The sequence below is a fragment of the Mycobacterium sp. NTMscope_MAC_12 genome (assembly GCF_976985675.1).
Genome location: NZ_CDRJYY010000001.1, coordinates 3,047,431 through 3,069,886 on the forward strand (window position 1 = coordinate 3,047,431; position 22,456 = coordinate 3,069,886).

General features: G+C 69.7%; 20 protein-coding genes and 1 pseudogene. 10 read left to right on the top strand and 11 right to left on the bottom strand.

Features of this window, described 5'->3' with window-relative positions; translation table 11 throughout:
- Window positions 1–93: 93 nt before the first annotated feature.
- From nadC to nadA, 3 genes are read right to left on the bottom strand one after another with little or no spacing between them, the layout of a single operon-like run.
- Window positions 94–954, bottom strand: a complete 861-nt coding sequence (nadC, locus tag AC0KS4_RS13955) for a carboxylating nicotinate-nucleotide diphosphorylase (RefSeq protein ID WP_225327454.1) — start codon at window positions 952–954, stop codon at window positions 94–96.
- Entirely contained in the window at window positions 951–2,531 is a 1,581-nt protein-coding gene (locus AC0KS4_RS13960) for an L-aspartate oxidase (RefSeq protein WP_238956170.1), read from the bottom strand. The genes nadC and AC0KS4_RS13960 overlap by 4 nt, the downstream gene beginning before the upstream one ends.
- Entirely contained in the window at window positions 2,528–3,577 is a 1,050-nt protein-coding gene (gene nadA / locus AC0KS4_RS13965) for a quinolinate synthase NadA (protein WP_238956171.1), read from the bottom strand. Before nadA ends, AC0KS4_RS13960 begins: the two co-directional genes overlap by 4 nt.
- A 45-nt stretch (window positions 3,578–3,622) precedes the next feature.
- On the opposite strand from nadA, the gene AC0KS4_RS13970 reads away from it, so the two are divergent.
- Window positions 3,623–4,348, top strand: coding sequence for an NUDIX hydrolase (locus AC0KS4_RS13970; protein WP_225330648.1), 726 nt, complete (start codon window positions 3,623–3,625; stop codon window positions 4,346–4,348).
- 21 nt (window positions 4,349–4,369) lie between these two features.
- On the opposite strand, the gene AC0KS4_RS13975 is transcribed toward AC0KS4_RS13970, so the two are convergent.
- Entirely contained in the window at window positions 4,370–5,578 is a 1,209-nt protein-coding gene (locus AC0KS4_RS13975; RefSeq protein ID WP_225330671.1) for an IS110 family RNA-guided transposase, read from the bottom strand.
- A 421-nt stretch (window positions 5,579–5,999) separates the two neighbouring features.
- Between AC0KS4_RS13975 and AC0KS4_RS13980 the strand changes: the two genes are divergently transcribed.
- A complete protein-coding gene (locus tag AC0KS4_RS13980; protein ID WP_238956172.1) occupies window positions 6,000–7,340 on the top strand; it encodes a lipase family protein in 1,341 nt (446 codons plus the stop codon).
- Here the strand turns inward: AC0KS4_RS13980 and AC0KS4_RS13985 are convergent.
- From AC0KS4_RS13985 to bioB, 3 genes are read right to left on the bottom strand one after another with little or no spacing between them, the layout of a single operon-like run.
- Window positions 7,335–8,006, bottom strand: a complete 672-nt coding sequence (locus AC0KS4_RS13985) for a DUF2567 domain-containing protein (protein WP_425326319.1) — start codon at window positions 8,004–8,006, stop codon at window positions 7,335–7,337. The genes AC0KS4_RS13980 and AC0KS4_RS13985 overlap by 6 nt on opposite strands.
- Entirely contained in the window at window positions 8,003–8,230 is a 228-nt protein-coding gene (gene bsaP, locus AC0KS4_RS13990) for a biotin synthase auxiliary protein BsaP (RefSeq protein WP_225329680.1), read from the bottom strand. The genes AC0KS4_RS13985 and bsaP overlap by 4 nt, the downstream gene beginning before the upstream one ends.
- A 30-nt stretch (window positions 8,231–8,260) precedes the next feature.
- On the bottom strand, window positions 8,261–9,298 hold the full coding sequence (gene bioB / locus AC0KS4_RS13995) for a biotin synthase BioB (protein WP_225329681.1): 1,038 nt from the start codon (window positions 9,296–9,298) through the stop codon (window positions 8,261–8,263).
- 134 nt (window positions 9,299–9,432) lie between these two features.
- Between bioB and AC0KS4_RS14000 the strand changes: the two genes are divergently transcribed.
- The 6 genes from AC0KS4_RS14000 to AC0KS4_RS14025 all read left to right on the top strand — a co-directional run bounded on the left by AC0KS4_RS14000 (window position 9,433) and on the right by AC0KS4_RS14025 (window position 16,954).
- A complete protein-coding gene (locus tag AC0KS4_RS14000; protein WP_225329682.1) occupies window positions 9,433–9,624 on the top strand; it encodes a hypothetical protein in 192 nt (63 codons plus the stop codon).
- 114 nt (window positions 9,625–9,738) lie between these two features.
- Window positions 9,739–11,571, top strand: a complete 1,833-nt coding sequence (locus AC0KS4_RS14005) for a hypothetical protein (RefSeq protein ID WP_238956173.1) — start codon at window positions 9,739–9,741, stop codon at window positions 11,569–11,571.
- A gap of 4 nt (window positions 11,572–11,575) precedes the next feature.
- A complete protein-coding gene (locus AC0KS4_RS14010) occupies window positions 11,576–11,938 on the top strand; it encodes a hypothetical protein (RefSeq protein ID WP_225329684.1) in 363 nt (120 codons plus the stop codon).
- Window positions 11,935–13,299 carry a hypothetical protein gene (locus AC0KS4_RS14015; RefSeq protein WP_238956174.1) on the top strand — a complete coding sequence of 455 codons (1,365 nt, stop codon included), beginning with the start codon at window positions 11,935–11,937 and terminating at the stop codon, window positions 13,297–13,299. Before AC0KS4_RS14010 ends, AC0KS4_RS14015 begins: the two co-directional genes overlap by 4 nt.
- 51 nt (window positions 13,300–13,350) lie before the next feature.
- The gene (locus AC0KS4_RS14020) at window positions 13,351–15,534 is read left to right on the top strand and encodes an adenylate/guanylate cyclase domain-containing protein (protein WP_238956175.1); all 2,184 of its coding nucleotides are present in this window, start codon (window positions 13,351–13,353) and stop codon (window positions 15,532–15,534) included.
- 19 nt (window positions 15,535–15,553) lie between these two features.
- On the top strand, window positions 15,554–16,954 hold the full coding sequence (locus tag AC0KS4_RS14025; protein ID WP_238957310.1) for a mechanosensitive ion channel domain-containing protein: 1,401 nt from the start codon (window positions 15,554–15,556) through the stop codon (window positions 16,952–16,954).
- Here the strand turns inward: AC0KS4_RS14025 and AC0KS4_RS14030 are convergent.
- From AC0KS4_RS14030 to AC0KS4_RS14045, 4 genes are all read right to left on the bottom strand, one after another.
- Window positions 16,951–17,460, bottom strand: coding sequence for a 2'-5' RNA ligase family protein (locus AC0KS4_RS14030; RefSeq protein WP_238956176.1), 510 nt, complete (start codon window positions 17,458–17,460; stop codon window positions 16,951–16,953). The two genes, AC0KS4_RS14025 and AC0KS4_RS14030, sit on opposite strands and share 4 nt — an antisense overlap.
- Complete coding sequence (gene bioD / locus AC0KS4_RS14035; RefSeq protein WP_238956177.1) at window positions 17,460–18,140, bottom strand: dethiobiotin synthase; 681 nt, start codon at window positions 18,138–18,140, stop codon at window positions 17,460–17,462. Before bioD ends, AC0KS4_RS14030 begins: the two co-directional genes overlap by 1 nt.
- 9 nt (window positions 18,141–18,149) lie before the next feature.
- On the bottom strand, window positions 18,150–19,307 hold the full coding sequence (locus tag AC0KS4_RS14040) for an 8-amino-7-oxononanoate synthase (RefSeq protein WP_238956178.1): 1,158 nt from the start codon (window positions 19,305–19,307) through the stop codon (window positions 18,150–18,152).
- A 117-nt stretch (window positions 19,308–19,424) separates the two neighbouring features.
- Entirely contained in the window at window positions 19,425–20,729 is a 1,305-nt protein-coding gene (locus AC0KS4_RS14045; RefSeq protein ID WP_238956179.1) for an adenosylmethionine--8-amino-7-oxononanoate transaminase, read from the bottom strand.
- Between the two features lie 62 nt (window positions 20,730–20,791).
- Here AC0KS4_RS14045 and AC0KS4_RS14050 point away from each other — a divergent pair, with 62 nt between their 5' ends.
- Both AC0KS4_RS14050 and ripD read left to right on the top strand, forming a co-directional pair.
- Window positions 20,792–21,229, top strand: a complete 438-nt coding sequence (locus AC0KS4_RS14050; RefSeq protein WP_225329692.1) for a hypothetical protein — start codon at window positions 20,792–20,794, stop codon at window positions 21,227–21,229.
- A 332-nt stretch (window positions 21,230–21,561) separates the two neighbouring features.
- Window positions 21,562–22,215: pseudogene (ripD, locus tag AC0KS4_RS14055) on the top strand (NlpC/P60 family peptidoglycan-binding protein RipD); the annotation flags it as partial.
- Window positions 22,216–22,456 lie beyond the last annotated feature (241 nt).

Sequence of the window (22,456 nt, forward strand, 5' to 3'; positions counted from 1 at the left end):
GGCTTTCAGTGTGCGGCCACGGCGCCGACACGCCGAAGAATCGCGCCGACGATTCACACTCAACGCCCAGGTTTCACACCCAATGCGGCCGCGCTACATATCCAGGCCGATGTCGAGCACCCGCACCGAATGCGTCAGCGCGCCGACGGCCAGGTAGTCCACGCCGGTCCCGGCGTAGGCCGCGGCGTTCTCCAGGCTCAGGCCGCCGGACGACTCGAGCAGCACCGCGGGCGCGCGCGCATCCCGGCGTTGCACCGCCATCTGCGTCTGCCACACCGGGAAATTGTCCAGCAAAATCAGCTCGGGTTTTTCGGGCAGCACCTCGTCGAGCTGCTCGAGTGAATCCACTTCCACCTCGCACGGCAGATCCGGTGCCGCGTCGCGCACCGCGCGCAGCGCGTCGACCACCGAACCCGCGGCCACCACGTGGTTGTCCTTGATCAGCGCGGCATCGCCGAGCCCGAGGCGGTGGTTGACGCCCCCGCCGACGCGGACCGCATACTTCTGCAGTACCCGCAGGCCCGGCAGGGTTTTGCGGGTGTCGCGCACCTTGGCCTTGGTGCCGTGCACGGCGGCCACCCACTGCGCGGTCGTGGTGGCGATCCCCGACAGGTGGCAGATCAGGTTCAGCATCGTCCGCTCCGCGGTCAGCAGCCCGCGGGTTTCCGCCCGCACCGTGAGCACGGGCTGGCCCGCCTGCAGGTGGGCGCCGTCCTCGACGCGGTCGACGACCTCGTAGCCGCGCGTGCCGAGCACCTCGTCGAGCACCAGCAGCGCGATGTCGATGCCGGCGATCACGCCGGGCTGCCGGGGCACCATGGACGCGGTGGCCACGGCCTCGGCGGGCACCGTCGCCAGCGTGGTGACGTCGGGTCCATAACGCAGGTCCTCGACCAAACCGCGCCGGATGGTTTCGCGCGCGGCGGTGAGTTCACAGTCGGACATCGAGGTCATACGACCGCCGCCAACGCCTCCACCAGCACCGAGTGCTGGTCGTCGGCCAGTCGCAGCTCGTTGCTGCGCGCCTGCTCGGCCACGGTCTGCGGGTGTTCGTCGCGGTGGTGACAGCCCCGGCTCTCGGTGCGGGCCAGGGCCGCGGCCGTCACCGCGCGGGCGGCGACGGCCAGCGCCACATCCTCGAAATCCCGGCGACCCGCCACGGCGCGGACCTTGGCCCCCGACAGCGTCGCGGACAGCCGGCTCAGCCCGGCGGCGTCGCGCACCACCGACGCGTCGCGGCCCATCGCGCGTTGCAGCTCGGCGCGCTCGGGCGCGGTGTGCACGACGGGCTCGGGCGCGAACGCCCGGACGGGCCCGGCCACCGCGGCGTGCGCGGCCGCCGCCTTGCCGGCCCGGCCGCCCACCACCAGACCTTCCAACAGGCTGTTGGACGCCAGCCGGTTGGCGCCGTGCAGCCCGGTACGAGCCACCTCACCGGCGGCGAACAGCCCGGGCAGCTCGGTTTGGCCGCACACGTCGGTGACGATGCCCCCGCAGCTGTAATGCGCCCCGGGGACAACGGGAATGGGCTGGCGGACGGGGTCGATGCCGGCGGCCCGGCAGGCGGCCGTGACCGTCGGGAACCGGTTCGCAAAGTCCCCGATGTGGCGCGCGTCGAGGAAAACGCACGGGTCACCGGTGGCCTTCATCCGCGCGTCGATGGCGGCGGCGACGACATCGCGGGGCGCCAGGTCCCCCATCGGATGCACACCGGCCGTCACCGAATCCCCTTGCCGGTCAATCAGTCTCGCGCCCTCGCCGCGGATGGCCTCAGTGACCAGCGGACGCCGCCCGCCGGCGGCCGTGGGCGCGAAGAGCATCGTGGGGTGGAACTGGATGAACTCGAGATCGCTGACCGCGACGCCGGCCCACAGGCCTAGGGCGATTCCGTCGCCGGTGGATCCCTCCGGGTTGGTGGTCGCGCCGTACAGGTGTCCGAGGCCGCCGCTGGCGATGATCACCGAGGGCGCGCTGACGATTCCGTATCCCTGCGGGTTGCCCACCAGGACGCCGGTGACGGCCGCCCCGTCGTGCAGCACCCGCAGGGCCACGTGCCCGCTGCGGACGTCCAGGGTGCGCGCGGCGTGGTCGAGCGCGCGCTGCACCTCGGCGCCGGTGGCGTCGCCGCCGGCGTGCACGATGCGCCGCCGCGAGTGCCCGCCTTCCCGCGTCAGCGCCCACTGGCCGGGGGCGGATTCGTCGAATCGCGCCCCGTCGCCGACCAATTCGGAGACGGCCGCATACCCGTCGGCGACGATCGAGTAGACCGCCTGGGGATCGCACAGGCCCGCCCCGGCGACCACGGTGTCGGCGACGTGCGCCTCGACCGAGTCGTCGTTGTCGGGCAGGACGACCGCGATGCCGCCCTGCGCGTAGTGGGTCGCCGTCGCGCCGCGCGCCTGATCGGCCTTGCTCAGCACGACGACGCTGCGGCCGGCGCGATGGGCGGCCAGCGCGGCGGCCAATCCGGCGACGCCGGTGCCGATTACGACGACGTCGGCGCTATGAGTCCACTGGGGACGGGCGGTCATTCGCCACCGCCCGGCTGCCCGATCTCGATCATTCGCTGCACGCTGCGCCGGCCGGCCGCGGCGATGTCGGGGTCGACGTCGACTTCGTCGGCGCCCTCGACGAGGCAGCGCAGCAGGGCCGCCGGGGTGATCATCTTCATGAACTTGCAGGAGGCGCGGTCGTTGACGGCGCGGAAGTCGACGTGCGGCGCGGCCCGCCGCAGCTGATACAGCATGCCAACCTCGGTGGCGACCAACACTTTTCGCGCGTCGGTCTGATTCGCGGCGTCGAGCATGCCGCCGGTGGACAAGATCTTCACCCGATCCGGGGGGAAGGCGCCCTCGCCGGCGAGGTACAGCGCCGAAGTGGCGCAACCACATTCGGGATGCACGAAGAGTTCGGCGTCGGGGTTCGCGCGGGCCTGGTCGCCCAGTTCGTCGCCGTTGATCCCGGCGTGCACGTGGCATTCGCCGGCCCACACGTGCAGGTTCTTGCGGCCGGTGATCCGGCGCACGTGGGCGCCGAGGAATTGATCCGGGCAGAACAGCACCTCGCGGTCCGGGTCGATGGACTCGACCACCTCGACCGCGTTGGACGACGTGCAGCAGATGTCGGTGAGCGCCTTGACCGCCGCCGTGGTATTGACGTAGGAGACGACGACCGCGCCGGGGTGCTCGTCCTTCCAGGCGCGCAGCTCGTCGGCGGTGATGGAATCGGCCAGCGAGCAGCCGGCGCGCTGATCCGGGATGAGCACCGTTTTGTCGGGGCTGAGCATCTTGGCCGTCTCGGCCATGAAGTGCACACCGCAGAACACGATGGTGTCCTCGGCCGCCTCGGCGGCGATCCGCGACAGCGCCAGCGAGTCGCCCACATGGTCGGCGACGTCCTGGATCTCGGGCAGCTGGTAGTTGTGCGCGAGCACGGTGGCGCCGCGCAATTTCGCCAGTCGGCGAATCTCTGCGGCCCACTGCGCGTCAGCGACCACGCCGGCGTAGCCGGTGGGTGAATCCGTGATGTCGGCAACCATGTCTTCGGCGAGCGTGTCCATGCGATTGGTCACCGTCATGGGGGCTCCTTTCAGCCAGGAGGTTTTCGACTTATAATCGAAAACATGGCCCATCGTAGCACCGCCCACGAAGTGCTCGCGGTCGTGTTCCAGGTTCGGGAAGTCACCGAAGAGGTTGCGCGGGGGCGCACAACAGCGAAACCGCAGCTTAACGTGCTGTTATGGCAGCGCGCCAAGGATCCGCAGCGCGGCGCGTGGTCGCTGCCCGGCGGGCAGGTGCGCAACGACGAGGACATGATCACCTCGGTCCGCCGCCAACTCGCCGAGAAGGTCGACCTCAAGGAGCTGGCACATCTGGAACAGCTCGCGGTGTTCTCCGACCCGCACCGGGTGCCGGGCGCCCGGGTGATCGCGTCCACCTTCCTGGGCCTGGTGCCCTCCCCCGCCAGCCCCGAACTACCGCCGGACACCCGCTGGCACCCGGTGAACCGCCTGCCGCCGATGGCCTTCGACCACGCCCCGATGGTGGACCACGCCCGCACCCGACTGAACGCCAAACTGTCCTACACCAACATCGGATTCGCCTTGGCGCCAAGGGAATTCGCGCTCTCCACGCTGCGCGACATCTACGGGGCCGCGCTGGGATATCAGGTCGACGCGACGAACCTGCAGCGGGTGCTGGCGCGGCGCGGCGTCATCACCGCGACCGGCACCATCGCGCAATCCGGCCGCAGCGGCGGACGCCCGGCCGCGCTGTACCGGTTCACCGACGCGGCGTTGCGGGTCACCGATGAATTCGCCGCGCTCAGGCCGCCCGGGCTGCCCGGCTAGACATCCCAGGTTCCTAAGTTGTCAAGCGACGGCCCTGCGGTGGGCCCAGGCGGTGTGTTCGTCGTATCGAGTGTGGTGGCGTAGGCAGCCGTGCATGATGCCGACGAGGCGGTTGCCCACGGCGCGTAGGGCTTGGTGGTGGCTTTGTTTGGCGGTGCGGTGGGTGTCGTAGAGGGCTCGGGCGCCGGGACTGGACGACAGGGCGCAGAAGGCCCATTGGTCGATGGCGTCATAGAGTCGGCGGTTGCGGATGTGGCGGGCGAGCACGGCGCGCTTTTTGCCCGACGCGACGGTTAGCGGTGAGGTTCCGGCGTAGTTTTTGCGAGACTTGGTATCGGTGTATCTGTTCGGGTCGTCCCCGAACTCACCGAGCACCCGGGCGCCGAGGATGACACCGAGTCCTGGCAGGGAGAGGTAGATGTCGGCGTCCGGGTGTGTCTCAAAATGTTGTGCCAGTGTGGTTTCGAGTTCTCTGATTTGGTGGTTGAGCTCGGCGAGGATACCCACGGTGGCGCGCGTGGTGGCCGCGAACGCCGCGACAACCGGTGCGGGTGCGGCTAGTTGCTCGGAGCGTAGCGCGGCTTGGATTTCGCGGGCACGAGCGGCGATATTGCGTTGACGCCCGCCGCGTTTGAGCGCGGACTGCAGCATCGGCAGGGAAAGCTGGGCGGCCTGTTCGGGGGTGGGCGCGCGATCCAACACCCCTAAGGCGTCGCCGTGGCCTAAATCGTCGAACGCGGTCAGTGCGGCCGGGTAGTACTCGCGCAACGCACTACGCAGCGTATTGGTCTGCCGGGTACGTGCCCAGATCAGGCTCTGGTGGGTCCGGGCCAGCACTTTGATCGCCTCGGACTGCGCGCTGTCACCGGCGATGCGGCGATGGTTATGCCGGTCGGTGCGCACCAGGTCGGCTAACAGTTTGGCATCGGAAGCATCCGACTTGGCCCCGGAGACGTGGTGGCGGTCGCGGTAGCGGGCCACCGCTAGCGGGTTGATCGCAAACACTTGATAGCCGGCCGCGCTTAGCGCTTCCACCCACAGGCCGCGATCGGTTTCGATGCCGAGGATCACCTGATCGGGTTCCTCGGCGTGCGCGACGATCAGCTCATGCAACTCCCGGATACCGGTCAGTCCTTCGGGCAGCCGCCGCCAAGCCAACTGCTTACCGGCCTCGTTCATCACATGCACGTCGTGATGGTCTTCGGCCCAGTCGTCTCCGATGAAGATCACCGATGCCCTCCTCGATTTCTTGTGTGAGATGAGCCGAAGGGCACCCGGCGGCGGCCTAATGGATCAGTGCTCGACATCTGGCACGACATCCCATAAGCGCTACAGGCGACCTCACCAACCGGCCGGGGCACGATCTAGCCGTAGGAATCGACAAGCGCTCCAGGCTTGCAAAGTGCTCACCGGCCGGCGGCTCGGTGATCGAGCATCCCCTGACAAGGCCGGCAACCCAATCAGCGGCACGCCGATCGATTCCCATTAGGCTGACACAAACGCGTCGTTCGGGCGACGCGCAATTCGGTCGGCGCCCCTGACGGGTCTGACCTGCCCGCGGTGACGAGAAGTCGCTCACAACGCGGCGATGACGTTTTGGCCACCTGCTGTTCGTGCGCGAGAATGCCGGGTGGCCACGAAGGGAGCCTCAATGGCTGAGCTCGGCAACCTGGCAGGCACGCATGGCGCGGAATGGATCGCCCGGCCGCCCCACGAGGAACTGCAGCGCAAGGTGCGTCCGCTGCTGCCCCCGGACGACCCGTTCTACCAGCCGCCGCTGGGTTTCCAGCACGCCGAGCCCGGGACGGTGCTGCGCTCGCGCGATGTCGAGCTGGCATTCCTCGGCCTGATCCCGCAGCCCATCAAGGCCGTCCAGCTGCTCTACCGGACCATGGACATGAACGGCGACCCCGAGGCGACCGCGACGACGGTGATCGTCCCGGCCGACCTCGCTCCCGGGCGGCCCTGCCCGGTGCTGTCGTACCAGTGCGCGATCGACGCCGTGTCCTCGCGCTGTTTCCCGTCCTATGCGCTGCGGCGCCGGGCGAAGGCGTTCGGGGCGATCGGCCAGTTCGAGCTTTTCCTGATCGCCGCCGCCGTCGCCGAGGGCTGGGCCGTCTCGGTGCCCGACCACGAGGGCCTGCGCGGCCTGTGGGGGGCGCCGTTTGAGCCCGGCTACCGCGTCCTGGACGGCATCCGGGCCGCGCTGAGCTCGGGGCGTCTCGGGCTGTCCAACTCGGCCCCGATCGGGCTGTGGGGTTATTCCGGGGGCGGCCTGGCCAGCGCGTGGGCCGCCGAAGTGTGCGCCGAATACGCGCCCGAACTCGACATCGTGGGTGCGGTGCTGGGCTCGCCCGTCGGGGACCTGGGCAACACCTTCCGCCGGCTCAACGGCAGCTTCCTGTCGGGCTTGCCCGCGCTGGTGGTGGCCGCGCTCGCGCACATCTATCCCGACCTGGACCGGGTGATCAGGGAGCACACCAACCAGGAGGGGCGCGCCCTGCTCGACTCGCTGGAGAAGATGACGACCGTCGGGGCGGTCGTGCGTATGGCCGGCAAGAACATGGGCGACTACCTCGACGAGCCGCTCGAAAAAATCCTGTCCACCCCGGAAGTCACGTACGTCTTCGACCACATCAAGCTGGGCGCCGCGGTCCCGACGCCCCCGGTGTTGATCGTGCAGGCCGTGCACGACTACCTGATCGACGTGCACGACATCGACGTGCTGGCCGACGCGTATTCGGCGGGCGGCGCGCGGGTCACCTACCACCGCGACGCGTTCAACGAGCACATGATGCTGCACCCACTGTCGGCGCCGATGACGTTGCGCTGGCTGACGGATCGCTTCGAGGGCCGCCCGCTGACCGAGCACCTGGTGCGAACCACCTGGCCGACGATGTTCAACCCGATGACCTACGTCGGCATGGCCCGGCTGCTCAAGATCGCGGCCAAGGTGGTCACGGGCCGCAGGATTCGCCGCCGCCCGCTATGACACGGTCGCTTCCGCCGCGCCGCCCCCTGCCACCGGCAGCGCATCGGACGGCTTAGCCGCCGGCGGAAGCGCGCCCAGGTCGTCACGGGCGTCCGCGGCCACCCGCACGGCGTACACCAGCGCGGCGACGCCGACCGGCCACAGCAGGCTCACCGCGATCTGCAACGGACGGTCGGAGAAGAACACCGGCGGCGCCTGGGTGACGTACGCGACGGACGGGCTCTTGCCCAGCGGTACCGCATCGAAGTCCAGGGCGCCGTAGCCGAGCCGCACCAGCGCGGCCCCGACGGCCGCCGCGACGGCAGCGGCGGTCAGCAAGCCGAGCGACAGGGCAACGACCATGCCCGGGCCGCGGTGCTGTTGCCACTGCCACGCCCACACCGAAGCGACCACCGCCAGCGCGGTCAACAGGCCCAGCATCAGCGCGGGTGCGACGAAGAAATGCTCGGACTCATTGCCCAGATACTCGTGAACCCGCTCACCCGAGCGGGTCAGTGCCACCACGGCGCGGATCGGCGGCGCGATCCACGCCCACAGCGCACCGATGAGCAGACCGGTCGCCGCCGAGCCCCCGCCGACGAGCAGGAACGCGCGCGCCCGTGCCCGGCGGGGCACCGAGGCGGGGTCGGTGGCATCCGGGGCATCCGTCTTGGCGTGCTCGCTCACCGTTGCGTCTCCAGGTCGGCGGAGTCGACCTCGCCGTGCCGCGAGCAGCGCGCCCGCCAACCGTCGGGCCGAACCTGCACCACCATCCGGCGCCCGCATGCCGCGCAGAACCGGGGCGGCTCAAGACCCAACTGGGCCGCTGTCGGCACGGCGGTGCCCCCTAATTCCCCGGTGTAGACGTTGTAGACGCCGGCGCTGACCGCAGCGCCCAGATCGCCAACCACAAGTGTCCAACCTAGCCGCGGCGAGCCGGCTTACAAACTGGCGTTGAGGCCCTTGAGGGGCATCTGCAGGTCGCCGAGCAATTCCAGGTCGGCCTCGGCCGGACGACCCAGCGTGGTCAGGTAGTTGCCGACGATGACGGCGTTGATGCCGCCCAGAATGCCCTGCTTGGCGCCGAGGTCGCCCAGGGTGATCTCGCGGCCGCCGGCGAAGCGCAGCATGACGCGCGGCAGCGCCAGCCGGAATGCGCCGACGGACTTCAACGCCTCGCTGGCCGGCAGCACCTCCAGGTCGCCGAACGGCGTGCCGGGCCGCGGGTTGAAGAAGTTCAGCGGGACCTCGTCGGGTTCGAGTTCGGCGAGTTCGGCGGCGAATTCGGCGCGCTGCTCGAGGGTTTCGCCCATGCCGAGGATCCCGCCGCAACACACCTCCATGCCGGCGTCGCGCACCATCGACAGCGTCTCCCAGCGCTCCTCCCAGGAGTGGGTGGTCACGACGTTGGTGAAGTACGAGCGCGCGGTCTCGAGGTTGTGGTTGTAGCGGTGCACACCCATGGCCGAGAGCTGTTCCACCTGCTCGGCCGTCAGCATCCCCAGCGAGCAGGCGATGTTGATCTCGACCTCGTTGCGGATCGCCTCGATGCCGGCCGCGACCTGGGCCATCAACCGCTCGTCGGGCCCGCGGACGGCGGCGACGATGCAGAACTCGGTGGCGCCGGACTTGGCGGTCTGCTTGGCCGCCTCCACCAGGCTGGGGATGTCCAGCCGGGCGCTGCGCACCGGCGATTCGAACAGCCCCGACTGGGCGCAGAAGTGGCAGTCCTCGGGGCAGCCGCCGGTCTTGAGGCTGATGATGCCCTCGACCTCGACCTCGGGGCCGCACCAGCGCATCCGGACCTCGTGGGCCAGCGCCAGCAGTTCGTCGAGCCGGTCGTCGGGCAGCTGCAGCACCCGCAGGACCTGGTCGCGGCTCAAGCCCTGGCCATCCTCGAGCACCTGTTGGCGGGCCACCGCCAGGATGTCCTCGTCGTTGCCGGTTTCGGCCGTCGGTCGCGTAGCCGCTTGAGTCACCAAGTACTCCCTTGCCTCTTTCTCGTGCCCGCGCGTGGGGACACATCTGCCCCGTGCCGGTGGCAGCCTGAATGAAAAGGTGTTCAAAGTAGGGTAACGGCCGAAGAACTCGGCCTACCCCTGGGTATACGACCATGGTGACCCCGCACGTCGAATACTTGGCGCACCACTATCTGCTTTTGGCCGCGCCGGCGTTTCTGCCTGCGGTGATCGTCGTCGCCGTGATCTTGTACATCGCGCTGCGCGACCGCCGGGAAGGCCGCGACACCACGGCGGCCACCACAGACGCGGCGAAACACGACACGCCCGATCAAGAGCGTGATTGACGTGCGCCGGATCTGGGCATTAAACAATCAATCACGAAACCTACTTGACAGTAATAAGCGGTTGACTTCTATCGGATCCTCCGGGGCGGCCCGGCGCGGTTGGGAGGCACGACGATGCGGTCGGATGAACTGACGATTGTTGCTGAGGCACCGGCGCGCGGTGCGGGGTTGGACCAGGTGATCGGTCTCTCGATCGCCGCCGTGGTGATCACGTTGCTGATGCTGTGGGTGGGCCACGCCCACCGCACGCATCGCATCACATGGCTGGCCCGGGTCGCGGACAAGGTGGGCGAGAAGTTCCACCGGCCCAGTTGGGTCGCCCTGCCGGTGCTGGTGTTCACCACGTCGATCATCTGCGCGTTGTTCGGGTTCATCTGGGACGTCAGCTGGCATATCGGCAACGGCCGCGACCCCGGCCCGCTGGCCAACCCGGCGCACTACTTCATCATCATCGGACTGTTCGGGATCTTCCTGGGCGGGATGACGGCGGTCGTCCTGCCGTTCGACAAGCCCGGCCCGGCGGCCGTGCGCATCACCCGTAACTGGCACGCCCCGGTCGGCGGAGTGCTGATGGCCGGCTGCGGGCTGTACGCGCTGATCGGGTTCCCGCTGGACGACATCTGGCACCGCATCTTCGGCCAGGACGTAACCCTTTGGGGCCCAACGCATCTGATGATGATCGGCGGCGCCTGCTTTTCGCTGTTCGCGGTGTTGATGCTGGAGCGCGAGGGCGAGGCCCAACTGGGTGCCGACGTGCTGCACGGCGCGTTCATCACGTTCCTGCGCTACCTGTCGTTCGGCGGCATGTTCATCGGCTTGTCGGTCTATCAGATCGAATACGACTTCGGCGTCGAGCAATTCCGCCTCGTCCTGCAGCCCATGATGATCGCCGCCGCGGCGGCGCTGGCGGCGGTCGCCGCCCGCATCACCATGGGGCGCGGGGCGGCCCTGATCGCGGCCGTCTTTGCGATTGCCCTGCGCGGCGGCGTGGCATTGCTGGTCGGGCCGATCCTGGGGGCCCCGATCAACTGGTTCCCCCTGTACCTCGGCCCCGCGCTCGCGGTGGAGCTGATCGCCCTGACCCCGCTGCTCAAGCGCCCCATCGCGTTTGGGGCCGTCGCGGGCCTCGGTGTGGGCACCGTCGGGCTGTGGCTGGAATCGCTGTGGATCGGCGCGGTCTACCACTACCCGTGGCCGGCCAGCATGTGGGGCGAGGCCCTGGCCATGGCGGTGCCGGTCGCGGTGCTGATGGGAATGTGCGGCGCGCTGTTCGGCATGGTGCTCACCGGCCAGCGGCTCCCGGGCCGCGCCGCCGGCATCTCGGTCGTGGTCGTCACGGTGCTGGTGATCGGCGGCGCGGTGGCCAACGGCCTGCATATCGTGGTGCCGCGCCAGAACAACGCCGCCATCACGCTGACCGAGCTGCCCGCCGCCCCCGGGCATCGCATGGTGTCGGCCGACATCCAACTCGCACCGGCCGACATGGTCAGCCAGCATCCGGAGTGGGTGACGATCCTGTCCTGGCAGGGCCGGATGGAGAACAACCGCGGTCTACAGATCGACGAGCTCGAGAAGGTGGGTCCCGGCCATTACCGGTCGACGCAACCGCTTCCGGTGTGGGGCACGTGGAAGACGCTGCTGCGGGTTCAGGACGGCTACACGATGACCGCGGTGCCGATCTACGAACCGGCCGACGAGGCGATCCCGGCGCCCGAGGTTCCGGCGTTGTCGGCGATGAACCGCCCGTTCGTGCAGGAGATCACGATCCTGCAGCGCGAACGCGACCAGAACGCGCCGGTGTGGCTGTTCACCGCCGGCTCGATCGTGGTGCTGTTCATGACGCTGATGGTGATCGCCGGCCTGACGTGGGGCGCCGGGCGGCTCGGCAACGCCGTCACCGAGCCGGAACCCGCCGAGGACAAGCAGCCGGTCCCCCGGGCGGCGTAAGGCGATGACGATTCGCGGCACTCTCCTCGCGGCGTGGGTGGCGGCGCTGGTCTGCGGCCTGGTCGGCTGCGGCGGTTCCACCGACAAGTCGCCGGCGGCGCCCCTGGTCATCGACGTCACGATCGCCAACGGGCAGGTGACCCCGACCAACGCCACGCTGCAGGCCAAGGTGCGCCAGCAGATCACCCTGCACGTGACCAGCGATGCCACCGACGAGCTGCACGTGCATTCGACGCCCGATCACAAGTTCCAGGTCGCGGCGGCGCCCCACCAGACGTTCGAGTTCGCGGTCGACGTGCCCGGCAACGTCGCGGTGGAACTGCACCATCTGGACCGCACTATCGCCACCATCCAAGTGCAGCCGTGACCTCCGCCCCCGCGGCGGTGGTGCTCGCGCACGGTCTCGGCGGCTCGGGTGACCTTCCGGTGCCGTACGCCTACGCAATGGTCGGGGCGGCATGGGCGCTGACGTTCACCTTTGCCCTGGTCGCGTTCGCGTGGCGACAGCCGCGGTTTGACCCACTCAAGCCGGGCCGGGCCTTGCCGGCGGCGCTGACGACGTTCGTCGACGCCCGGGCGAGCCGCGCGACGGCCGCGGCGCTGGCGCTGGCGTTCGCGCTGTGGGCGGTGGCGGCCGGGATATGGGGTCCCGACTCGGAGTCCAACGCCCTGCTCGGCGCGTTCTACGTGCTGCTGTGGGTCGGGTTGGTGACGCTGTCGTTGGCCGTCGGGCCGGTGTGGCGGGTGATTTCGCCCATGCGCACGATCTACCTGCTGCTGCGGCGCGTCACGCCGCAGCGGCTCGGACGTCCGCGGCTGTCCTACCCGGAAGGCTGGGGCTACCGGCCCGCCGCGGTGGGCCTGTTCGCCTTCGTCTGGATGGAGCTGGCCAGCCCGAATTCGGCGTCGCTGCCCTGGATCAGGACATGGATCGGATGCTACGCGGTGCTGATGCTCGTCGGGGCCTGGCTGTGCGGGCAGCGCTGGCTGGCGCGCGCCGACCCCTTCGGCGTGTACAGCATGGCCTTCTCCCGGCTCTCACCGTTTCGCCGCAATCGCGAGACCGGCAGAGTCGTCGTCGGGAACCCGCTCGACCATCTGCCGTCGCTGCCGGTGCGCCCGGGCGTCGTGGTGCTGCTGGCGGTGCTGCTCGGGTCCACGGCGTTCGACAGCTTCTCGTCGTCGCCGACCTGGCGCGGCTTCGCCGATCGGCTCACGCGCGACTTCGGGGTGTCCCCCACGGTGGCATCGTCGGCGCTGCGCACCATCGGACTGATCGTCTTCATTTCCGTTGTGGCGGTGACGTTTTCGCTGGCCGCGCGCGCCACGGGCGGCGTGGACCGCGAGCGGCGCCGCGAATTGCCCGGCCAAATGGCGCATTCGCTGATCCCGATCGTGGTGGGCTACATCTTCGCGCACTACCTGTCGTATTTGGTGGAGCGCGGACAGCAGGCGGTGTTCGCGCTGGCCGACCCGTTCGGCCGAGGCTGGAACCTGTTCGGCCTGGCGCACTTACACGTGGCCTACGTGTTGTCCATGCACCCGCCGGTGCTGGCCGCGATCAAGGTGACCTGCGTGGTCACCGGGCACATCGTCGCGGTGATCGCCGCCCACGACAAAGCCCTGCGGCTGCTGCCCGCCGGCCATCAGCTCACCGGGCAGTTGACCATGATGCTGGTGATGGTCGGCTACACGTTCACCGGTTTGTATCTTCTCTTCGGTGGGTAGGCGTTGCGGCGTGCGCTTCAACGTAACGCGATCCCTGACCGAACTCGTTTGATGTCGCGGCGCTCGACCGAGCCGGTCCCCCCGGACGAGCAGAACCCGGCCCGAAAGACGTGGCGACGCCCGCGAACGCTGTCCCGATTCAGCATTCAGTCCAAAGTGATGCTGATGCTGCTGGTGTCCAGCCTGGCGTCGCTGGGAGTGATCGGAACGGTCGAGTACGTCGCGGCCCGCAACGCGCTGTTGCCCGCGGCTACCGACCGGATGACCCAGATGCGGGCGGCGCAGAAGCGGGCCATCGAGACGCTGTTCTCGGATCTGTCGGATTCGCTGGTCGTCTACAGCCGCGGAACCACCGCACTCGACGCGGTGCACGAGTTCACCGCCGGCTTCGACCAGCTGGCCACCGCCCCCGTGGACCCCGGGCAGCAACGCGCGCTGGTGGACTTCTACAACGAGAGGCTGATCAAACCGATCGAGCGCGACACCGGCAAGAAGCTTGCCCTCGACGCGGTGTTGCCCAGCAACAATTCACAGAGATACCTGCAGGCGCACTACACCGTGGCGGCGAGTCGGTCCTCGAATCAGACGGGCGGCCCACCCGACGACGCCGGCGACGGCAGCGCCTGGTCGGCCGCCAATGCGCGCTTCAACGACTACTTTCGCGAGATCGCGACCCGATTCGAGTACCGCGATGCGCTGCTGCTGGACACCCGCGGCAACGTGGTTTACAGCGTGCGGAAATCCGCGTCCCTCGGTACCAACGTCCGCACCGGCCCGTACCGCCAATCCAACCTGCGTGACGCCTATGAGAAGGCGATGGCCGCCAACTCGGTGAACTTCGTGTGGATCACCGACTTTGCGCCATATCAGCCCCAACTCGGTCAGCCCATCGCATGGTTGACGGCACCGATCGGTCCACCCGGCAGCGCGGCCGGAGTGCTGGCGCTGCCCCTGCCGATCTCCAAGGTGAATCGGATCATGACCGCCGACAAGCAGTGGAAATCCGCCGGCATGGGCGACACCGGCGAAACCTATCTCGCCGGTCCGGACAACCTCATGCGCTCCGATTCACGGTTATTCCTCGAGGACCCTCAGCGCTACAAAACCGAGGCGCTGGCGGCCGGAACCCGGCCCGACACCGTCGACACGGCGATCAGATGGGGCGGCACGACGCTCGTCCAACCCGTGGCCACCGCGGCCGTGCGCGCCGCGGAACGCGGGGAGACCGGAACCCTCACTGACACCAGCTATCTGGGCCGCCGGGAACTCGCGGCCTACGCCCCACTGTCCGTGCCGAATTCCGACCTGCACTGGTCGATCGTCGCGACCAGGGAAACCGCCGAGGCCAACGCCCGGATCATGTCGCTCACCCAGACGCTCGTGATCACCACCACCGCAATGGTTTTCGTGATCTGTGTGGCGGCGCTGCTGGTCGCGCAGATCTTCGTGCGGCCCATCCGCAGGTTGCAGGCCGGCGCCCAGGAGATCGGCGCCGGCAACTACGACGTCGCGATCCCGGTCACCTCCCGCGATGAAATCGGTGAACTCACTGCCGCTTTCAACGAAATGAGCCGCAAACTTCAGATCAAGGAAGGGCTGCTGGGCGAACAGCGCAAGGAAAACGACCGGCTGCTCGGGTCGTTAATGCCCGAGTCGGTTGCGCAGCGTTACCGCGAGGGTGAACAGACGATCGCCCAGGAGCACCAGGACGTCACCGTCATCTTCGCCGACCTCGTCGGCCTCGACGAGATCTCGGGCAAGCTTTCCGGCCGCGAATTGGTGGGCATCGTCGACGAGCTGATCCGGGAACTCGACTCAGCGGCCGAAAACCTTGGTATCGAGCCGATTCGCACACTGCACAACGGCTACCTCGCCAGCTGCGGGCTGAACTTCCCCCGCCTGGACAGCGTGCACCGCACCGTCGAATTCGCCGTCGAGATGAAAGACATCATCGCGCGCTTCAACGCCCGGACGGGCTACCACCTGGCCCTGCGGGCCGGCATCAACACGGGAAACGTCATCAGCGGCCTGGTCGGACGCTCCAGCATCGTCTACGACATGTGGGGTGCGGCCGTCAATCTGGCTTATCAAACACGCAGCAGCACAACGCAAACGGGAATCTACGTCACCTCGAAGGTGTACGAGGTGATGCACGACATCCATCAATTCACGCCGGCGGGCACCGTCACCGTCGGCGGCGTCGAGCAGCAGATCTGGAAGTTGTCGGAAAGATAGGGGCAGGGCCGTGGCATCCATGGACTCGTCGCTGTACTGGGCCGCCGGTGTGGTCGTCGGCCTGCCGCTGCTGCTGATCGCCCTCACCGAATGGCATCAGAGCCTGGTCCGCAAGAACAGCCCCCTGGCCCGGCCCGCATTCCTGTTGCGCAGTTACCTGATCCCGCTGGGCGCCCTGCTGGTGCTGCTGGTCAACGTGGCGGGAATGCCGGCACAGTTCACGTCGGTTCGGGTTCTCGCGACGGCGTTCGGCTTCGTGGTGTTGGTGCTGCTGCTGTCCGGGCTCAACGCGACCGTGTTCGAGGGCGCGCCGCAAGGGACGTGGCGCCAGCGGATCCCGGGCATCTTCCTCGACGTGACCCGATTCCTGCTGATCGGGGTCGGGCTGGCGGTCATTTTCTCCTACGTGTGGGGCGTTCGCGTCGGCGGCCTTTTCACCGCGCTGGGTGTGACCTCGGTGGTCATCGGGCTGATGCTGCAGAATTCCGTCGGCCAGATCGTGTCGGGGCTGTTCATGTTGTTCGAACAGCCCTTCCGGATCGGCGACTGGCTGGACACCCCCGCGGCCCGCGGCCGGATCGTGGAGGCGAACTGGCGATCCGTTCACATCCAGACCGGCCGCGGGTTACAGATCACCCCGAACTCGGTGCTGGCCACCACCTCGTTCACCAACCTCAGCCGCCCACCCGGCGGCCACCAATTGGCAATCACCACAACGTTTTCCGAGGTTGACCCGCCCGACCGGGTATGCGCGCTGCTGGAGCGGGTGGCCAATGCGCTGCCGCAGCGCAGGCCCAACGCGGTGGCGTCTGCGGCGCCCGTCGGGGCCGCCGAGTATCTCCTCACCGTCGGATTGAAATCGCCCGCCGACGATTCCGCCGCGCAGGCGACGTTTCTGCGTTGGCTCTGGTACGCCGCGCGGCGCGAGGGCCTGCGCCTCGATGGCGCCGAAGACGACATCTCGACGGCCGAGCACATCGAGAAGGCCCTGCGGACGGTGGTGGCACCGGCGCTGCGGTTGAGCCAACCGGATCAGCAGGCCTTGGTATCGCACGCCAGGATCGTTCGCTACGGGGCGAACGAGGTCGTCGAGCACGCCGGTCGGGTTCCCGACAGGATGACGTTCTTGCTCGCGGGCGGCGTGCGGTTGACCGCGACCGCCAAGGACGGAACGGCGGTCGCGGTCGGCGGCCTCGACGAGGGTTCGTTCCTGGGGGTGACCGCGCTGACCCGGCAACCCAACCTGGCCGACGCGCAGGCGATCGAAGAGGTCACCGCGCTGGAGATCGATCGCGACCACCTCGTCGAATTGGTGACGGGCAAGCCGTTGCTGCTGCAAGACCTGGGTCGCACCATCGACAAGCGACGCGCCAGGGTGCACGAGGCCATGGCGCAGGAGGGCGTGCTCGCCGTCGGCTAGCCGATCAGGTGCTCGACCTTCTTGTTGCCGTCCCAGCGGCGCAACCCCGCGAAGCTGCCCTCGATCTGGGCGGGCCGGCCCGCGATGCGCAACGCGCGCCCGAGCTGGGCGCCGCCCACCCGGCGGGCCATGGTGACATGCGCGGTCCACTGATCGGGCAGGCTGTTGGGCATCGGGCCGGGCACCAGATGCGGGGCGCACAACCGGTGCACCCGGGCGTGCAGGGCCAACAGCTCGCCGGTCGGCACCACGAGCCGCGCGAAAACGGCGCTGCCGCGGCCGAACAACACCGGCGCGCCGATGAGGCAGCGCAGCGGCAGCTGGTCGCTCACCGGGTGCAGCAACGCGTCGACGTCGACGGCGATGCCCTCAGCGACCGCCAGCGTCACGTGCGGGCGGCTGGCCGGCGCCTGGCTGGGAATTCCCGCCGCCGCCAACGCCTCCCAGATGTTGCGGATCGCGGCCTCGGTGTCGCGGTCGAAGATCAGCTCGATGGAGTGGACCATCAGCCGACCAGTGCGGTGACCCAGTCGCGGTCGAATGCGCCGGCGCACAGCGCCGCGAAGCCGGCGGCGTCCATCGACGCCGCCCCGGCGGGCAGCGCGGCGCGCACCGCGGCCAGCCGGGCCAGCGCGGACCGATTGGACGTCTCCACCACCCCCGGCCGCGCAGGCCAGGCGCCGATCACCAGCCCGGCACACGAAAGCCCCTGCGCAGCAAGTGATTCCAGCGTCAGGGCGGTGTGGTTGAGGGTGCCCAGCGACGGGCTGACCACCACCAGCACCGCGGCACCCAGCGCGACGGCGAGATCGCGTGCGGTGACACCGTTTTCGCCGAGCTCGACCAGCAGTCCCCCGGCGCCCTCGACCAGCGTCAGCCGCCCCGGCCGGTCCAACTCCCCGATGAGCGCCAGTAGCTGCTCGCGGGTGGGTAACGGCGTCCCGGCCTGCTCGGCGGCGGCCACCGGCGCCAGCGGTTGCGGATACCGGGCGAACCCGGCCAGCTCGGTCACCCCGGACAGCCGGCCCACCTCCGCGAGGTCGTCGTCGCCGCAGTCGGTGCCGGTCTGGACCGGCTTGCACACCGCCACGTCGATGCCGGCCTGGCGGGCGTGGCATGCCAGCGCCGCGGTGACGACCGTCTTGCCGACCCCGGTGTCGGTGCCGGTGACGACCAGGACCGTCACCGGTGTGCCCTAGCCAAGTCCGGCGAGCACATCGGTGAGCACCCGGCGCGCGACCTCCAGCTCGTCGGCATCCAGCGACGCGCGCGCGGTCAGCCGTAGCCGCGAGGTGCCGGCGGGCACGGTCGGCGGCCGGAAGCACCCGACGCGCACCCCCGCGTCCAGGCAGGCGGTCGCGGCGGCCACCGCCACGTCCGGGTCGCCCAGGATCACCGACACCACCGCCGATTGCGGTCGCTCGCGCACCCCGCAGACCTCGGCCAGGATGCCGGCGTGGCGCAGCACCGCGTCCGCACGCCACGGTTCGGCCCGCAGCACCCGCAGCGCGGCGCGCGCCGCCCCCGCCGCCGCCGGGGCCAGGCCGGTGTCGAAGATGAACGTGCGCGCCGCGTCGATCAGATGGGCGCGCACCGACGCCGGCCCGAGCACCGCGCCACCCTGGCTGCCCAGCGCCTTGGACAGCGTGGTGGTCATGACCACGTCCGGCGCCCCGGCCAGCCCGACCTCGTGCAGCAGCCCGCGCCCGCCGCCGCGCACCCCGAGGCCGTGCGCCTCGTCGACGATGAGCAGGGCGCGGTGCCGGCGGCAGACCTCATGCAGTTCGCGGAGCGGCGCCAGGGCGCCGTCGGTGCTGAACACCGATTCGGTGAGGACGACCGCGCGTTCCTCGTCGCGCGCGCGCAGCGCGGCCTCCACAGCGCCGACGTCGCGATGCGGCGTCACGGCCACCCGCGCCCGCGACAGCCGGCAGGCGTCGACCAGCGAGGCGTGCGAAAACTCGTCGGACACCAGCAGCGAGCCCCGGCCGGACAGGCCGACGACCGCCCCCAGGTTGGCCGCGTAGCCGGAGGAGAACAGCAAGCCCGCGGCCGCTCCGACGTAGTCGGCGAGCTCGGACTCGAATTCCTCGTGCAGTTCGGTGTCGCCGGTGACCAGGCGGGACCCGGTCGCGCCGGCGCCCCACATGCGCAGCGCGGCGACCCCACCGTCGATCACGTCGGGGTGTTGGGACAGCCCCAGATAGTCGTTGGAGGCCAGGTCCAGCTCGGTGGCCACGGCGGGGCGCGGCCGCAGCGCGCGGCGCAGCCCGGCCGCGCGGCGCTGCTGTTCCACCACCTCCAGCCAGGCCAGCGGGGAGACGTCGATCGGTGCCTGCGGGGAGGCGTTCATAGGGGCTCAGCCTAGTGGCGATCGCCAGCGCGGCGGAGCCGGGCGCAGCGGGTCGCCGCCATCGACGTCAGTGGCGATCGCCAGCGCGGCGGAGCCGGGCGCAGCGGGTCGCCACTGCTAGCCGACGAGTTGTGCGACCTGCACCATCGCCGAGGTGATCCGGGAGATCTCGTCGGGCGTGCAGATGTAGGGCGGCATCGCGTAGACCAGGTTGCGAAACGGGCGCAGCCAGACGCCGTGGTCCAGCGCCGCCGGGGTGGCGACGGCCAGGTCGACGGGCCGCGCGCATTCGATGACGCCGATGGCCCCGCACACCCGGACGTCGGTCACGCCGGGCAGCGCGCGGGCGGCTTCGAGCCCGGCGGCCAGCCCGGCGCCGATCTCGGCGACCCGCGCGCGCCAGTCCTGGCCGAGCAGCACCTCGACGCTGGCCACCGACACCGCGCACGCCAGCGCGTTGGCCATGAACGTGGGCCCATGCATCAGCGCGCCGGCCTCGCCGGAGCTGATGGTGTGCGCGATCTCGGTGGTGCACAGCGTGGCCGCCAGGCTCAGGTATCCGCCGGTCAGCGCCTTGCCGACGCACATGATGTCGGGGCTGACGCCGGCGTGGTCGGCGGCGAAGAGCTCGCCGGTGCGGCCGAAGCCGGTGGCGATCTCGTCGAAGATCAGCAGCACGTCGTGGCGGCGGCAGATTTCGCGCAGGTCACGCAGGTACCGGGGGTCGTGGAAGCGCATGCCGCCCGCGCCCTGCACGACGGGCTCGACGATGACCGCGGCCAGTTCGTCGGCGTGCCGGGCCAGTTTCGCCTCGAACGCCGCGCTGTAGGCGGCGTCGTAGTCGCGGGGCACCTGCGGGGCGAACACCTGGGCGGCCAGGATGTCGGTCCACAGCGAATGCATGCCGCCGTCGGGGTCGCAGACGCTCATCGGGGTGAAGGTGTCGCCGTGGTAGCCGCCGCGCCAGGTCATCAGCCGGTGCTTGCCGGGCCGGTGGAGGCTGCGCCAGTACTGCAGCGCCATCTTCACCGCCACCTCCACCGACACGGACCCGGAGTCGCTGAAGAACACCGTGTCCAGGCCGGCGGGGGTGATCTCGACGAGCAGCTGGGCCAGTCGGGCCGCGGGTTCGTGGGTCAGCCCGCCGAACATGACGTGGTTCATCGCGCCGAGCTGGGCGGACAGGGCCGCGTCCAGCACCGGGTGGCCGTGCCCGTGGATCGCGGTCCACCAGGAGCTCATGGCGTCGAGCGCCTCGACGCGCTCGCCGTCGCGGATCAGGGTCAGCCGGGCGCCGCGGGCTCCGACGGCGACGACGGGTGCGACGGATTCGGCGCCGATGGTGCTGTACGGGTGCCACAGGTGCGCGGCGTCGATCGCGCTGATCTGCTCGGGCGTCAGCCCGGCCTTGGCCGCGGGCATAGTGATCGAGGGTAAAGCAGCCGATTCGCGCAAACCCGGGCCGTCGGGAAGCATGAGACATCATGGCCACGCCGCACCAGCCCGACAGCGCAGGGCCCCCACCCGTCCCGGTCGACTACGACGCGGAAGCCCCCGCGGCGCCCCGGGTGATTCGGGTGCGGCTGGCGGCGTGGGACGTCGTCTGCACCGTCACCCTGCTGGTCCTGCTCGCCGTGCTGGCCGCGGCGACGCCGTGGCCGTCGCGCCTTTTCGGCTTCCTGACAAACGTCTGCGCGGACGAGACCTGCGGGCCGGTGCCCTTTGGGCTGGACCTGTACATCCACCCGGTGGTGTGGGGCGGGATCGGCGCGGCCCTCACCGCCGCGGTGATCGGCCCGGTCGTGTCCATCCTGAAGGGCTGGTACATGTCGTTCTGGCCGGTGCTGGCCCTGGCGTTGATCTTGGTCAGCTCGGCGGCCGGAACGTTGCTGACGCTGTTCAGCGAACGCTATTGGCTGTGATCGGGCCGCCGTCGCCACCCCGTGACGGCACCGCCACGCCGTAGCCGGCTGAGACCGAAATCACAACTGCGCATACGAGATTGGGCCGCGCCAGTCACCGTCCGGTCACGGTACGACAAATAATCCCCTGGGGGCCTGGCGGCTAACACCTTCTGTTGTCAAAGTGGCTGTTGTGACTGATGTGAATACGGCGGTCTGACGAGCCGGTTCACTTCGCAAGTGCCATGGACGGCACGGCCCCAGCGTGGGGGCCGTCGCTTGGTTCATGAACCGGGGGCGGACGCGCGAGGTCACCGCGTCGAGGCCCCACGAGCGCCTGAGAGGCCGGGAAAATGAAACGCATCTACGCCTTCGCGATCGGTTTGGCCCTGTTCGGGGCGCCGATGGTGGTTCCCACCGTCGCGACCGCCGACCCGGGCGCCAGATCGATGGACTATCAGCAGGCCACCGACGTGGTGGTCGCCCGCGGCCTGTCGCAACGCGGCGTGCCGTTCTCCTGGGCCGGCGGCGGCATCAACGGCCCCACCCGCGGCACCGGTACCGGCATCAACACCGTCGGATTCGACGCCTCGGGGCTGATGCAGTACGCCTACGCCGGCGCCGGCGTCAAGCTGCCGCGCTCCTCCGGGGCGATCTACCGGGTCGGCCAGAAGATCCTGCCGCAGCAGGCCCGCAAGGGTGACCTGATCTTCTACGGCCCCGAGGGCACGCAGAGCGTCGCGATGTACCTGGGCAACAACCAGATGCTCGAGGTCGGTGACGTCGTGCAGGTCTCGCCGGTGCGCGCCAATGGCATGACCCCCTACATGGTCCGCATCCTCGGGGCCTCCGCGCCGACGCCACAGGCCCCGGCGCAGCAGCTGCCCACCCAGCAGACACCGCTCCAGCAGGCGCCCACCCAACAGGCCCCGCTCCAGCAGGCGCCGACCCAACAGGCCCCCCTGCAGCAGGCGCCGGTACAGCAGTCGCCGTTCACGCAAGCGCCGCAGCAGCAACTGCCGACCCAGCAGGCGCCGCTGCAACAGGTCCCGACGCAACAGGCCCCGCTCCAGCAGGCGCCGACCCAACAGGCCCCGCTGCAGCAGGTCCCGACGCAACAGGCGCCGGCCCAGCAGGTGCCCACCCAGCGCGCCCCGCTGCAGCTCGCACCGGCGCAGCAGGCGCCGCTGCAGCAGGCACCCGTACAGCAGTTGCCCGCCCAGCAGGCCCCGTTGCAGCCGGCCGGCG